Below are 13,634 nucleotides of genomic sequence, written 5' to 3' on the forward strand. Positions count from 1 at the left end.
AAAGACCCCATCTCTTATGACAGAAATGGAATCCTTCTTCATACTTTCTTATTTCTCTTTTTGCTCACGATATGCTTTCGTAAACAATACCAGACGTAAAATCCCAACAATCAGCAATGCCCCGCCGATCACCGACAACACGATCTGATCACTGTCGATACCATAATAGATAAAGAAACAGGAAATCAGACATACGAATATAGCTGTCAGTAATGCAGGCAGTACCGTTTTTGTTTGCAATTAGCTCACCTTCGTTCCGTTTGGCAGATCCTTAACAATCGTTACAATATCCAGATCATCCGCATTGCTGGCACACAGAATCATGCCCTGACTCTCTACACCACGCAGCTTGACCGGCTTCAGATTGGTCACAACAATGACCTTCTTTCCGACAACATCCTCTGGTGAAAAGCTTGCGGCAATACCACTGACAATCTGGCGGGTTTCCTCACCCAGATCAATCTGTTCCACCAATAACCTGTCCGCCTTTGGATGCTTTTCGGCAGAGATAATCGTTCCAACCTTCAGCTCCACCTTTGTAAAATTCTCGATTCCGATTTGTTCAACAGGTGCATCTTCTTTCTTCGCTTCTTTTTTATCCGCCTTCTTTGCGGCTTTTTCTTCCTTCTTGCGGTCTGCTTCCAGTGTTTCCATAAACTCCTTCGCATCAATTCGTGCAAACAGAATTTCCGGCTTTCCTTCCACTGTATGCCCGCATTCCAGCATTCCAAACTCCTTCAGGCTGTCTGCATCACGCTCGGATGTGCTCAGCTCCTCAAGAATTTTATCAGCGGTTTCCGGCATATAGCTGCTCAGCAGTACGGCGGAGAAACGGATACATTCCAACAGGTTATACAGAACAGTTGCCAGACGATCCTTCTTCGCTTCATCCTTGCCAAGCACCCATGGCGTTGTTTCATCAATATACTTGTTGCAGCGCTTCAGCAGGGTAAAGATTTCATCAATCGCTTCTCCGACATGCAGGGTTTCCATTTTCTTTTCCACACGCTTTGGTGTATCCAGAGCAAGAGCAATCAGCTCCTTGTCGATATCCTCCTGCTCCAGCGGATTGGAAATCACCCCGTTGAAGTATTTATTCTGCATGGAAATGGTACGGTTGACAAGATTTCCAAGAACATTGGCCAGATCAGAGTTTATACGCTCCACAACCAGATCCCAGGTAATCGTTCCATCCTGTGCAAACGGCATTTCATGCAGTACGAAATACCGCACGGCATCCACACCGAAGTAATGCACAAGCTCATCCGCATAGATGGCGTTTCCTTTGGATTTGGACATCTTTCCATCTCCAACCAGCAGCCATGGATGACCGAACACCTGCTTTGGTAGCTGCTCACCGAGTGCCATCAGCATAATTGGCCAGTAAATCGTATGGAAGCGCAGAATGTCCTTACCGATGATATGTACATCCGCAGGCCAGTATTTCCTATACAGATCCCCATGGTTTCCATCAGCGTCAAAGCCCAGTGATGTAATATAGTTGCTTAGGGCATCAATCCAGACATAGACAACATGTCCCGGGTCAAAATCAACAGGAATCCCCCATTTAAAGGATGTACGGGATACACACAGATCCTGCAGACCCGGCTTCAGGAAGTTGTTGATCATCTCATTCTTTCTGGATTCCGGCTGAATAAATTCCGGATGGTCTTCAATATGCTTGATCAGACGCGATGCATATTTCTGAAGATTGAAGAAGTATGCTTCCTCACTTGCTTTTTCCACAGGACGCCCGCAATCCGGACATTTTCCGTCAATCAGCTGACTTTCCGTCCAGAAGGATTCACACGGCGTACAATATAAGCCCTCATAGGTGCTCTTGTAAATATCGCCCTGTTCATACAGCTTCTTAAAGATCTTCTGGACCTGCTTTTCGTGATAGTCATCCGTCGTACGAACAAAGTAATCGTAGGATGTGTTCATCATATCAAAGTTTTTGCGCACAATTCCGGCAACTTTGTCGACAAATTCCTTCGGCGTTACACCGGCTTCCTTTGCCTTTTCCTCGATTTTCTGTCCATGCTCATCCGTACCTGTCTGGAAAAATACATCGTAGCCCTGCTGGCGCTTGTATCTTGCGATCGCATCTGTCAGTATGATTTCATACGTATTACCGATATGCGGTCTTCCCGATGTATAGGTAATCGCGGTTGTGATGTAGTATGGTTTTTTGTTCTTACATTCCTTACACATATTCATATCCTCCTTATATAAGAAAAAGCCCCCGCCAAAGGACGAAAGCTTCGTGTTACCACCTTTATTCATGCACGCATACACGTACACCTCATTTGCCGTTAACGCCGGCCTGCGGTTCTTCCTAATTATTCAGAAAAACGGTTCCAGGGCCATGTTCGCTTTTTCCTCATGAGAATTTACACCAGCCATTCTCTCTCTTCGCCTTGGATAAAAGCTACTCTTCCTGTCATTACCTTTGCAGTATCATTATATAGAATTCTTCCCGCAAAGACAAGGAAAAATACATAAAATAAAGGATTTCAGTTATCTATACTGCACAGTGCAGAAAATCCATCTTGTCCGTGATACAGGGAAAAGGAGATATTAGTTCAATACGTGAAACCGTTTTTATCTCTTTCATTACCTTTGTTATTTATTGAATTATGTAACGTGTTTTCTCCTGTTTCACACCGAACCTCAATCAAGACAGAGAGATACCGCTATAATCCTTATGTAGCAGCCTGTTAAAAGTATTGAATAGATGTTCTTTCATAGACGATAACGTCGCTTGAAAAAATTTGTTAAATATATAAAGAAATTTCTCCTTTTTTTTAGGAATTTCGCCATTTCATTACGTATGTAGTAGTGTAAGGCATAAGACTGCATACGAAAGGAAGTGAATGCTATGCTTACAAAAGATATATTAGGAAACAAAGATATGAAAAAAGAGGAGGTGGAAGAACGACTTAATTATGACAACGATATTTTCTTTAAGTTCGCTCTTGGGACAGAGGATGAAGACGCGGCTTTTATCCGTAACACCATTATTGAACGAGTGACAGGGATCCATCCTAAGGAAAGCACCGTTTTAAATCCCAATCTGGATCCTGTTATTCTCAAAAAGAAAAAAATGGTATTTGACATCCGTGTGAAGGACAGCAAAGGAAGAGAATACGGAATCGAAATGCAGACCACCTATTCAAAGAAATCAGAGTTGAAGCGCTTTGAACTGTACGGCGCCAGAATGTTATCGAATCAGCTTGATAACGGAGAAAAATATTACGAGCTTCTTCCTGTTTATCAAATCATCTTTCTCGATTCCTACGCAGAACACACCAGGAAATTGATTGATGCCTATCAGATGAGAAATAAGGAAGGTGAAGTGGAAAGTAAGCGAAGCTTAATGAGGAGGATTTACATCTATCTGCCGGAGATAAATGCAATCGTTAAGCACAAGGGATTTGAGAAGCTAAATGACTTTGAACAATTGTGTTAGGTTCTGCCCTTCGGGTACCTGTTTAAAAACAATGATGAAGATGGTATACTAAAAACAGAGGAAAGGCTGGTGAAGAAGGTTATGCCCAAAGGGCACCTAGTGGAAAAGTACAGGAAATTTCATGATGCGGAAGACCTCTGGTCGATAGCGATGGCAACGCAGATACAGGAACAGCGTGAAAAAACAGCTATTTTGGACAGTTTTGAAGAGGGTGTTGAGCAAGGACGAGAAGAAGGACGAAAACAAGGCATTGAAGAAGGACAAAGAGAAGGTATAAGATTACTGTTGAATCGACAAATGGAAAGCAAGTACCATGAAGACTGCTCAACATGGCTTTGTCCTTTGACAATGGAACAGCTCAATGTTGTATCCAATCTGTTGTTTACCTGTGATACCTTACAAGAACTGAAGAATCAGCTTGAAGTTAAAAAATAATACATATGAAACAACAAAAAAACTGTTTTATGAACGAAAACAGTTTTTTTCATTGCTGCTGTATACGAAATAACGCCTTGAAACATGCTGAAATCTTCTATATCTGTGAAAACAGATTGGAAAAAGGGTAAAACACAAAAATGATTGATTCCTTATTCCCTGGTGAACAGTAACAATTCGGCATAGCCGAAAACATCGCTCAGGGCGACATGTCTCTATAAAAAGAGAAAGCCGTTTGCAAGGTTTGTCCGTTTGGGAAATCACCGTAGGAAAAACATACTGCTTTTCCACTTATTGATAAATAACGGATATGGCTGTATACCCGACGGGTGTGCCATCAAAAAGGGCATACATCAACAAAGGTGTATGATTTTCAAGAAACCGGAAATCATAGCATTTTGCCATATCATATTTCATGTATCTATCACTGTCAACCTGTGCTATACTATGAAAAAAGGAAGTGCATAGCATGAAGAAAATCGGACTGGCGCTGCTGTGTCTGCTGATGGCCTGCGGGGTATCCGCTATGGTACTGTACGGTATCTGGAATCAATACAATCCCACAGCGATTATCGGCAGCAGCATACAAACGGAAAACACGGACGTAAAGGAAGTCACCGAGCAATGGTTTGATGAGTTTTTCAAGCAATATGAAGGACCTTTTGTCCCCTTTGAATTCCGCATCAGGGATAAAAGAGTAAAAACCATTGAAGTCTTAAATAAGGAAGAGGGCTTTGTACAGCTCGATTATGAATTCAGGCCCGCAAGCGATAACCCTTATGTCACATCCTACTATACCGCCGCCTTGCAGGAGAACGGCTGGTATGTGGCGCAGGTTGTATTACAGCTTGAGAAAACATTGAATGGATATACTGTAAAAAACAAAATGTCACCGGTACAGTATCAAATCCAGACAGACCCTTCCCTGCGCAAACCGCCAACCACGCATTACGCGATGGCTGACAGGAAGGAAACCTATGCATTCTCTCAAAATCAGCTGTATGTCACCTATGATGCAGGGAAAAGCTTTACCGAGGTTCCGGTACCCTATGAGGATATCGCAGGTACAAATAACAGTACCTACAATGAACTGCTTCCCGCACATGGATATATTGTAAGCAGGGACTTTACTGCCTTTGTCTGCTATGACGAAACCGGTAGCTACCTGCAATACAGTGAAGATATGGGAAAGACATGGGAAAAAAGCAGAATTATTTCAAGAACCTATCGCGGAGATACGCTTTATCTGTCAAAAACGGAAAACAGCTGCTATATCACACTGGCGACAGATCGTTCACTCGGTCATGAGTATTACAGCACGTTTAAAAGCAGCGATTTAAAAACCTGGAAGCAGCTGTCTGATAAAGTATTGAATGAGAAAAGAGACATTATCTTTCTTTCCGATGAAACTGCCTACATCGGCGCCGGAACGGATGAACAGGGAAATCCGCTTGTATACTATACAAAGGATGATGGAAATACGTATACCACACTGACAATCCCTGCTCATGAGGTGGAGATATTGGGCAGCAGCTTCAAGCCATTCGTTCAGATGGAATATGTTTATCAGGAGAAGGGAATAACCTATATGATCGTCGCTCAGGGTACAGACGGCGATTATATAAAGAATAATGCTCTTGTCAAGGGACGCTATAAATCAAAGGACGGCATCAATTTTACCTTCGATAAAGAAATCAGTGACTCGCCGATACTGGCAGGTTAGATAGGAGAACCGATATGAAAGCATATATAAGGTATGGAAGCATTGCGCTTATGATTGCATCCCTCATCCTAACAGGCTATCAAATGACCTGCGGAGCCGTACTGTTTATCTTTTACAATGACAATAAAACCGCCCTGCTTTATCTCCTCAGGGGAGGTCTTGCGGCCCTCATCTTCCTTCTGCTGTTTTATCAGAAGGAGCTAAAGCAGCTGTACCTGAAGCATAAAGCAAATACGTCAGGCTCTCTGGAATAAGCACCTGTATAGAAAAAAGCCTTTCTACTGGATATCAACACCGCTGTGAAGAACTTCATTGCCCGTGTCCTTACACCTGTAGAAAGGTTTTCTTTTTCTCTATGACAGGAAATCAGATGTAGCTATGCATCCATCAGGACAGCTTCAAGAACTCCCTTAACTCCTCCATTCGCTCATACTCACCATATGCATCGAACGCTTTCTGAATCTCATCCATCGCAAGCTTACGCACCACATAGGGATACGCCACACTGTTTTCCTTTTCAATATGACGTTCAAGCAGATCAATATATGCCTGAATGAAACCGATCAGACGTACACAGACCTTCTCAGTGACATCCTTCTTTAGCAGCTTCTTCATGGAGCGGATGTAATATCTTGCGAGATCATGCTCCACAACCATTCCCTGTTCGACAAGGATTTTCCCCTGCGGACTTGCCTGCTTCAAACGGCTGAACACCAGCTCCTCCTCCTTCTGATGATGAAAGACATCCGCATAGTCCTGCAGATAATCAAGACAGTTTTTCAGCCATTTCCTGTCCACCTGCTTTGTCCGCAGTATGGATAGCGAGTATTCCTGCATGGCAGCCAGCAGGTGTGAAATCATTTCATGCTCATATTCCAGCTGTTCCACCCATGTAGGGGACACAGCGTCTTTATATAAAACTGCTTCCTTTGCATACTCCTCATATACATAATCTGCCGGAAGCATTTTTTGAAGCAGCTGTTCCCGCTCCCACAGCCATAAGGAAGGATTTTGGTAATACTGCAGCTGGGAATCATTCTTCCATACAATACGTGCATGTGTATCATCCTGCACTTCCATGACCAGGTTACGTTCACAGGGCATTCCATGAAGAAACACTGCTTCGATCTGCTTCAGCAGCTGTGTCAGATCGCCATCCACTGTATGCCGCTGTCCAAAGCCTGCAATCACCTGCGCGGCAGCCTCTTTTCCCTGCTCATGTAGAAGATGCTCACTTAACACAGCATGCTCGCGCTGTACCTCTTTCATCATTTCCTGCAGGCTTTCATGAATGTTGTTTTCATCAATCAGATCCGTCAGCTGCAGCCTGTGACAGCGATGCTTCTGTTCCCTGTGCAACGCAATGCACAAGGCTTCATTCCATTCGCTTAGAAAACAGATGCGCTTATACAGCAGCTGATGAATTCCTCCCAGCCGCTTACTCATGACGGTACTCCCGTATGGCTGCGCACACCTCATCAACATTCAGGGCATGCAGCTCACAGGCATCGCGTAAGGACTCAAACTGAGAGCTTGGGCACCCCAGACAGTGGAAGCCTGCTTCATACAGCACATCCTCCATCCCCTCATCCAGCTTCAACAGCTCCGCCATCGTCATATCCCCATAGGATGGTTCACGTTTCGTAATACCGAAATTCTCCATATCTTTTTCAACCTCCTGAATTGTTCTGATTCCATAGCTCTCCTTTAGCCACTGTACGACTTCAGGGCTCAAAAAGGCAGGCAGCGTCGGTCCCAGATGGATATTCTTCACACCCAGATGCAGCAGTGCCAGCAATACGATGACCGCCTTCTGCTCATACCATGCAATGTTATAGAGGATTGGCAGCTCGTTGATATCCTGTAAGCCAAAGGCCTCCTTCAGTGCTTCTGCAATCAGTACTAGAGAATAGGAATCATTGCACTGTCCCGCATCCAGGACACGGGGAATCCCGTTGATCATTCCCAGATCAAGCTTCAGATAACGGTATTTTGCACATCCGGCTGTCAGAATCACCGTATCCATTGGAAGTGCCCTGGCGAAATCGGTATAGTAGCTTCTGGTGCTGTGCCGTCCATCACAGCCCGCCATAACGATAAACTGCCGGATATCCCCGTTTTTTACGGCTTCCACGATTTGATCCTGTAACGCCATGACCTGTGCATGTGCAAAGCCGCCGATTACACTCCCTGTTTCCAGCTGCTGCGGTGCAGGACAGTGCTTCGCCAGTTCGATAATACAGCGGAAGTCCTTCCTTCCATTCACTGCTTCTATATGCTCAAGTCCGTCATATCCGACAACACCGGTTGTAAAGATGCGCTGCCTGTAGCTGTCCCTTACCGGAATGATGCAGTTGGTTGTCATCAGAATCGGCCCGTTGAATGCTTCAAATTCCTCATTCTGTTTCCACCACGCATTTCCGTAATTCCCTTTGAAATGCTCATATTTCTTAAATTCCGGATAAGAATGCGCCGGCAGCATTTCCCCATGTGTATAAATATCGATTCCCTGTGAACGTGACTGTTCCAGCAGCTCCTTTAAGTCGTGCAGATCATGTCCGGATACCAGAATACCCGGGCGGCTTCCTGTTTCCAGAGATACCGTGGTGATTTCCGGCTGACCATAGGTGGCTGTGTTTGCTTCATCCAGCAGTGCCATGGCCTGTACTCCCATCTCGCCGGTCTTATCAAGCAACGTCAGATACTCCTTTTGTTCGTGATCCTCCAGCAAATATACAAGGGTGCTGCGAACAAAGCTGCTTAGCTCTGCTTTCCGAAATCCCAGCACAGCTGCATGCGACAGATAGGCGCACAGCCCCTTCAGTCCGTACAAAATAAGCTCCTGCAAGGAACGCACAGTCTCTTTTTGATTCTTCAGGCATCCCTCCCGTGTCAGCTCCTCCACAGATTTTCCGGTATATGTTTTTTCAATCGCCCTGCGGATATCCGCTGTGGAAAAGTTAGCATTCGTTATCGTCATGAACAGATTGTTCATAAGCTGTTCGTCCGATGCTGTATCATATAATGCGGCATACTGACTTGCCCGTATCAAGGCATCCTGCAGATTGGCGCACGCTGCACTTTTCCCGCACATGCCCTGCACGGTACATGCCGTCTGGTTCATCGTTTCCTGACACTGAAAGCAAAACATTTCTTCCATATTACTGCTCTTTCTTCTGCATCAGCAGCATACGGCTGTTTGTGTCTGCACGCAGGGCATGTACAACAGATGCCGGAAGATGAACTGCCTCCATACCCTGTATTTCCTTTTCTTCTCCATCAACGGTGAATATAATACGTCCCTCCAATACGATTGCCAGCGCTGTCCGCGTACTCGTATGTTCCTGGATTTCCTCTCCCTGAGCCAGTGCAAACAGCGTTGTGCTTCCGTTTTGCGTCAGTATTTTCGACACGATAGCACCGTCCTGCACTCCTGCCATTTCCTGTATTGTTTCTGTTTTCACAGATATCGCCTCCTTGCTTACGAAGCAAGTATAGCGCGCAGACAGAAAAAAAGCGGTAATCTATATTACCGTTTTAAAGCTTCCATGCTCATCAAGAACCAGAAGTCCGTCATCCACCATGCGATACAGCTCTCTGGAAAGAGCCGGTCGGCTGACACCGAGAAAGCTTGCCAGCTCATGGCGCTTCAACAGGACATCGGGATGCTGCTGCATATATTCCATGATTTTTTCACGCAAACTGTCCTTCATTAACAGCTTGAGCTTCTGTGACAGCGTATATGCTTTTTGTGAAAGCATGACATTCAGGTTTCGGCTGATTTGGGGAAACTGGTGCAGCACCCTGCGGGGAATCATAAGCACCGTGCTTTTCTTCATCGCTTCCGCAGAAAAGGGAAGCTTTTCATCAATAAACAGATAAACCTCTGCAAAGCAGTCCATCGGCTCCCGTATGATGGTCAGAATATTGCGGGTACCGTCCGGTGTATCATCAAAAACACAAACCGCTCCCTCCAGCAATACATACAAATACTTCGGCGTGTCCTCCTTATGGAAAATGATTTCCCGTCGCTGAAACGTTTTCGTGACAGACTGCGCCTTCAGCTCTGCGACCTCCTCCGGTTTCATCTGATCCAGAATATGCATCTGCTTCATGGCTTCACCTGCTTTCTCTGCTTTTATGCGGCAAATGCATTGCTTATTTTTATAACAAAGCGAAGATACCGGTATACTTCATCATAGCTGTCCTTCTGTATGCGTACCGTGCAATCCGATATCCGTGTCACGCCGTCCATGCGGGAAACAAAATCGGCATTGCGTTCATGATGAAAGGTGATATCCACACAATGTGGTTTTTTGGCATAGACAGGCGCTTGTCCACAGAGTGCTTCCATGGATGAAACGGCACGCTCATAGCGTTCCTCCAGCATTTGCCAGCTGCAGGAAAGGGCACACTGGGAAGAGATTGCACGCTTGGTTTCCACATAAGCAAACGGCATCGGCAGTTCCTCCTTCAGCTGTTCCTTCAACAGATCATCGCCGCTGATGAGCACGATCGGAACACCATATTCCCAGGCAAGTCGGGCGTTGATGCCGCTCTCTCCCATTTCCTCGCCGTCAACGTGGATGCTTCTCACCAGAGTTCCCCATATCGTGTGTGCCATGACGCCGCGGGTATTGCTGCGACAATGATATCCGACAAAGCATACACCGTCAAAGGTATCGTCCAGTCCCTCCATCATCCCATATTCCTTATAGGCACCATTGCTTACCACCATACAGGCACGCGGGTCCAGTCTTGATGCGCTCAGATTATCCATATTGCCATGACCGTCATTCACCACGACTTCCTCAGCTCCTGCCGTAAACAGCTTATCAATCAACAGGTTTACCTCCGAAATCATATTCGTGCGGTATTCCTCATACTCTGTGCCATTCTTCGCAGTATGTGCAAAGGCCCCGTTTCCCCAGATTCCTTCGATATCCGCAGAAATATACAGTTTTTTCATAGCTGCCTCCTGTTTATTCATATGCGTCATACTTCGCTGCATTTCCTCTGGCTTTTTCCACAGGATACTTCTTTTCATTCTTTTCCATTTTATCCAGAATGATATCTTCCATATTCACCTGCAGCTTATCCGCGAGCTGCATACAGTAAATCATCACATCCGCAAGCTCCTCACACACCGCGCGATGTTCATATTTCTCCGGTTGCCACTGAAAGCATTCCAGCAGCTCCCCTGCCTCTATGCAGATGGATTTTGCCAGATTATCCGGCGTATGAAACTGATCCCAGTCACGATCCTTCACAAAAGCTCTTACTCTTTCGATTGCTGTTTCCATAGTATACCTCTTTTCTTTATGTTCTATTGTCTTTTTGTGTAGTACAGCTTCTGCAGCTGTATGCATCCAGCGCTATTGTATCATATATCCTTACTGTCGTGTATTCCCAACACATACCGTTCTACGATATGCAGACCTTACAGTCTTTAACAGATCGTCTTGCAAGCTCATGAAGCTGACCCTCTGTGCCTGATTTTTAAACAATTGACAATCAGGGTGATCAACAGCAGCATATACAGGAGCAGGACAAAACTGATAAGTAATAAAAATTCCAGCGGCCGACCATATCCCTTTGTCGTTATGACCCAGATCAGAAGCACAGCACATGCTATGTGGTTCACCCGCCCCCAGATGAAATAGCGTTTGTCGCATACCTTCTTCTTTTTCAGCATGGAAAGCGTCCCCACTGTCAGCATGATGGAAATCGCCAGTCCGTGCATAAAAATAGGTATCAGCGTGGCATTTTGGTTGAAATCTGTAAGATATAGGTTCATTGAATAACCCTTTCCTGTATCGTGTGCACGATAATGATAAATGTGTAAATTGCCTTTATCCGATGAGGAGGAGCAGGAAATTGCCGTGAATTCGATGGTTTTCCATACCGGTAAACGGATGCATCTGCATTATTTATAGCATATATCGTACAGCTTGTATAGGATGAAATGCTTAAGCATTCTTAAGTCGAAAAAGGATACTTCTTTTATCATAAAGCAGGGATACGCCCTTATGAAGCAGGCAGCTTTGCAAAGCAGCTGAAAAAAGACAGAAACCGGCTTGTATGGCTTCTGTCTGTTCTTATCTTCTTACATACATGCATGCAGCATCATATCGATTAAGCCTTCTGCCTCCTTTGGACAGTTGCATCTTCCGATGCGTGTGTTTCCTTCCATATTATAGAAGCCGCTTCCCGCACTGACGAGCAGCTTACGGTCTGTCGCAAGCTTTAACAGACTTGCCATAAGTAAGCGTAAGTATACTTAATTCTGAAATGAATGTTGAATATAATTAATTCATCTTTGTAGAGGAATCAAAAGTATATGCTTTTTATATGATAGTTAAGAATGACGGTAATTGCTTGAATATTATCATAATCAAGATACAATAAAGAATAAATATCCACTAGCATAGCTGGTGTTTTTACGTAATCGCCCCAAGGAGCTCAAATTCAAGCTACGCTTTCCAGCATAACAATACGTATTTGCATTTCTATTTACGATTACCCGTAAACGAGTCCTCTATATGGAGAATCTATTGTTCACTCAATTCATCTTCTTTCAGTTGCTGCTCTATACATGCTTTGATTACTTTGTCATTTTTCCTACTGTATTCCTCTACACCAGAATGATCTGTTTCTATAATTGTATTTCATGCTTCTCCATTTCTGATATATCATAATACTGCTTTTCCCCTTCAGAAATCCCATGAATCCTGATACTTTCATTTTCGGCGGTATTTCCACTAGCATGTACATGATCTGGACATACTTCTGCTGTTATTATTTTACCCCTTCCAATCACATAATTATCTTAATATAACTCCAATTTCCAGCCTCTTTTCTCCATAAAACACTTTTCTTTTATATTTGGGGGTAAACAATATGATACGAGCTTGTAAACAAGGGGATAACATGTTATAATTAACTAAAGAAAAGGGGGGGTACTATGAAAAAAATTTTTGTATGCTTTTTCACCTTAGTTGTTGCTTTAACGACAACTCTCTCAATATCTGCTACTCAATGGTCTTCAAAAGAAACGCTAAATGTCCCAGCTTGGGGTGCTTGGAGTGAAAGAACGAAAACATCTACTAAGAAAAACAAAGCTTGTGACTATGGTTATATTCATCTATATTCTAATAATACAGGTTGGACGACATATGGAGACTTTTATTTCCATGGGGAACGCCGTTCCAATTCATATTATTCTTTAGCGGAAGGTTATGATAAAAGAATTTATTATTTAAACGGATACAAGTCCAAGGATTGGTGGATTGGCGCAAGAGTTTCCTCTTCTAATGTAAATTTTGGAGGTCAAGTTTCCATTAATTTTACACCGACAAATTAAATGAATACATAATAGAAAACCGAAGTCTTTCGGTTTTTGTTATAAAAGGGGCCATTATGAAACAAAAAAAACACTTAATAATCTTATTTACTGCACTAATTACTCTCAGCTCCTATGCTGTTTTTTATGCAAAGGATTTTTTCCAATATGCAAATGAATGGAATTTATTCTCTGTTGGTATTCGTATCTGGGATTTTAATTTAAATCTTATATTTATTCTGTTACTATTGCTTATTCTTCCTAACATTCTGCTATATAATATATTCGCACTACATGAAAATGGCGCAGAAAACATCGCAATATTACGAATCGGTATAAAAAAATTTCACATCCGTAATTTGAAAAAACTTCTAGCAGAATCTTTTCTTTCCATATCTTTATTACATTGTTTCATTCTTTTAGGTATATATTTTGTTTATCATCCCTCATTGTCTATTCATTTTATTCCTGATGATTATTTATTATTTTTTAAAAATCCCATTATCAATTATCTCTTGTTCTCACTATTCAGTTGCCTAGGCTTCACTCTCTTTATCATTTTTGTATATGTATCCATTTTCTTTATAAAAAGGCGATATTTCTTTCACCTTTATCCATTATTGATAATGATAGGTAGTGTAGTTTTAGTGAATTTAGTAATA

Annotated in this window: 13 protein-coding genes, 2 pseudogenes and 1 other annotated feature; of the genes and pseudogenes, 4 read left to right on the plus strand and 11 right to left on the minus strand. The window is 43.3% G+C overall.

Going from position 1 to position 13,634, the window contains the following annotated elements:
- Positions 1–48: 48 nt before the first annotated feature.
- Positions 49–240, minus strand: a complete 192-nt coding sequence (locus ACESPQ_RS12030) for a hypothetical protein (RefSeq protein ID WP_009588146.1) — start codon at positions 238–240, stop codon at positions 49–51.
- Entirely contained in the window at positions 241–2,214 is a 1,974-nt protein-coding gene (metG, locus tag ACESPQ_RS12035) for a methionine--tRNA ligase (RefSeq protein ID WP_373144402.1), read from the minus strand.
- Positions 2,215–2,248: 34 nt separating this feature from the next.
- Positions 2,249–2,456: a binding site (T-box leader), on the minus strand.
- Positions 2,457–2,914: 458 nt separating this feature from the next.
- Here metG and ACESPQ_RS12040 point away from each other — a divergent pair.
- The 3 genes and pseudogenes from ACESPQ_RS12040 to ACESPQ_RS12050 all read left to right on the plus strand — a co-directional run bounded on the left by ACESPQ_RS12040 (position 2,915) and on the right by ACESPQ_RS12050 (position 5,884).
- Positions 2,915–3,907 (plus strand): annotated as a pseudogene (locus tag ACESPQ_RS12040) (Rpn family recombination-promoting nuclease/putative transposase).
- Positions 3,908–4,376: 469 nt separating this feature from the next.
- Entirely contained in the window at positions 4,377–5,630 is a 1,254-nt protein-coding gene (locus tag ACESPQ_RS12045; protein WP_373144403.1) for a hypothetical protein, read from the plus strand.
- Positions 5,631–5,644: 14 nt separating this feature from the next.
- Positions 5,645–5,884 (plus strand): hypothetical protein, encoded by a 240-nt coding sequence (locus ACESPQ_RS12050; RefSeq protein ID WP_008818263.1) that lies wholly within the window; start codon positions 5,645–5,647, stop codon positions 5,882–5,884.
- Positions 5,885–6,017: 133 nt separating this feature from the next.
- Here ACESPQ_RS12050 and ACESPQ_RS12055 read toward each other — a convergent pair whose 3' ends face one another.
- The 9 genes and pseudogenes from ACESPQ_RS12055 to tnpA form a co-directional block, all read right to left on the minus strand.
- Positions 6,018–7,076, minus strand: coding sequence for a hemerythrin domain-containing protein (locus tag ACESPQ_RS12055; RefSeq protein ID WP_373144404.1), 1,059 nt, complete (start codon positions 7,074–7,076; stop codon positions 6,018–6,020).
- A complete protein-coding gene (gene hcp / locus ACESPQ_RS12060; RefSeq protein WP_118002439.1) occupies positions 7,069–8,790 on the minus strand; it encodes a hydroxylamine reductase in 1,722 nt (573 codons plus the stop codon). The genes ACESPQ_RS12055 and hcp overlap by 8 nt, the downstream gene beginning before the upstream one ends.
- A 1-nt stretch (position 8,791) precedes the next feature.
- Positions 8,792–9,094, minus strand: a complete 303-nt coding sequence (locus ACESPQ_RS12065; RefSeq protein WP_373144405.1) for a cupin domain-containing protein — start codon at positions 9,092–9,094, stop codon at positions 8,792–8,794.
- 60 nt (positions 9,095–9,154) lie between these two features.
- The gene (locus ACESPQ_RS12070) at positions 9,155–9,745 is read right to left on the minus strand and encodes a Crp/Fnr family transcriptional regulator (protein ID WP_109770570.1); all 591 of its coding nucleotides are present in this window, start codon (positions 9,743–9,745) and stop codon (positions 9,155–9,157) included.
- Between the two features lie 23 nt (positions 9,746–9,768).
- On the minus strand, positions 9,769–10,599 hold the full coding sequence (locus ACESPQ_RS12075) for a M55 family metallopeptidase (protein ID WP_117441943.1): 831 nt from the start codon (positions 10,597–10,599) through the stop codon (positions 9,769–9,771).
- Between the two features lie 13 nt (positions 10,600–10,612).
- Positions 10,613–10,933, minus strand: coding sequence for a nucleotide pyrophosphohydrolase (locus tag ACESPQ_RS12080; RefSeq protein ID WP_109770569.1), 321 nt, complete (start codon positions 10,931–10,933; stop codon positions 10,613–10,615).
- A gap of 167 nt (positions 10,934–11,100) precedes the next feature.
- The gene (locus ACESPQ_RS12085; protein WP_109770568.1) at positions 11,101–11,427 is read right to left on the minus strand and encodes a hypothetical protein; all 327 of its coding nucleotides are present in this window, start codon (positions 11,425–11,427) and stop codon (positions 11,101–11,103) included.
- A gap of 309 nt (positions 11,428–11,736) precedes the next feature.
- The gene (locus tag ACESPQ_RS12090) at positions 11,737–11,892 is read right to left on the minus strand and encodes a hypothetical protein (protein WP_233105537.1); all 156 of its coding nucleotides are present in this window, start codon (positions 11,890–11,892) and stop codon (positions 11,737–11,739) included.
- A 289-nt stretch (positions 11,893–12,181) separates the two neighbouring features.
- Positions 12,182–12,562, minus strand: a pseudogene (tnpA, locus tag ACESPQ_RS12095) (IS200/IS605 family transposase).
- A 32-nt stretch (positions 12,563–12,594) separates the two neighbouring features.
- Here tnpA and ACESPQ_RS12100 point away from each other — a divergent pair.
- A complete protein-coding gene (locus ACESPQ_RS12100) occupies positions 12,595–12,993 on the plus strand; it encodes a hypothetical protein (RefSeq protein WP_002606994.1) in 399 nt (132 codons plus the stop codon).
- The last annotated feature ends 641 nt before the right edge of the window (positions 12,994–13,634 follow it).

The sequence above is a fragment of the Clostridium sp. HGF2 genome, from assembly GCF_964240115.1.
In the GTDB taxonomy this organism is placed as follows: domain Bacteria; phylum Bacillota_I; class Bacilli_A; order Erysipelotrichales; family Erysipelotrichaceae; genus Clostridium_AQ; species Clostridium_AQ innocuum.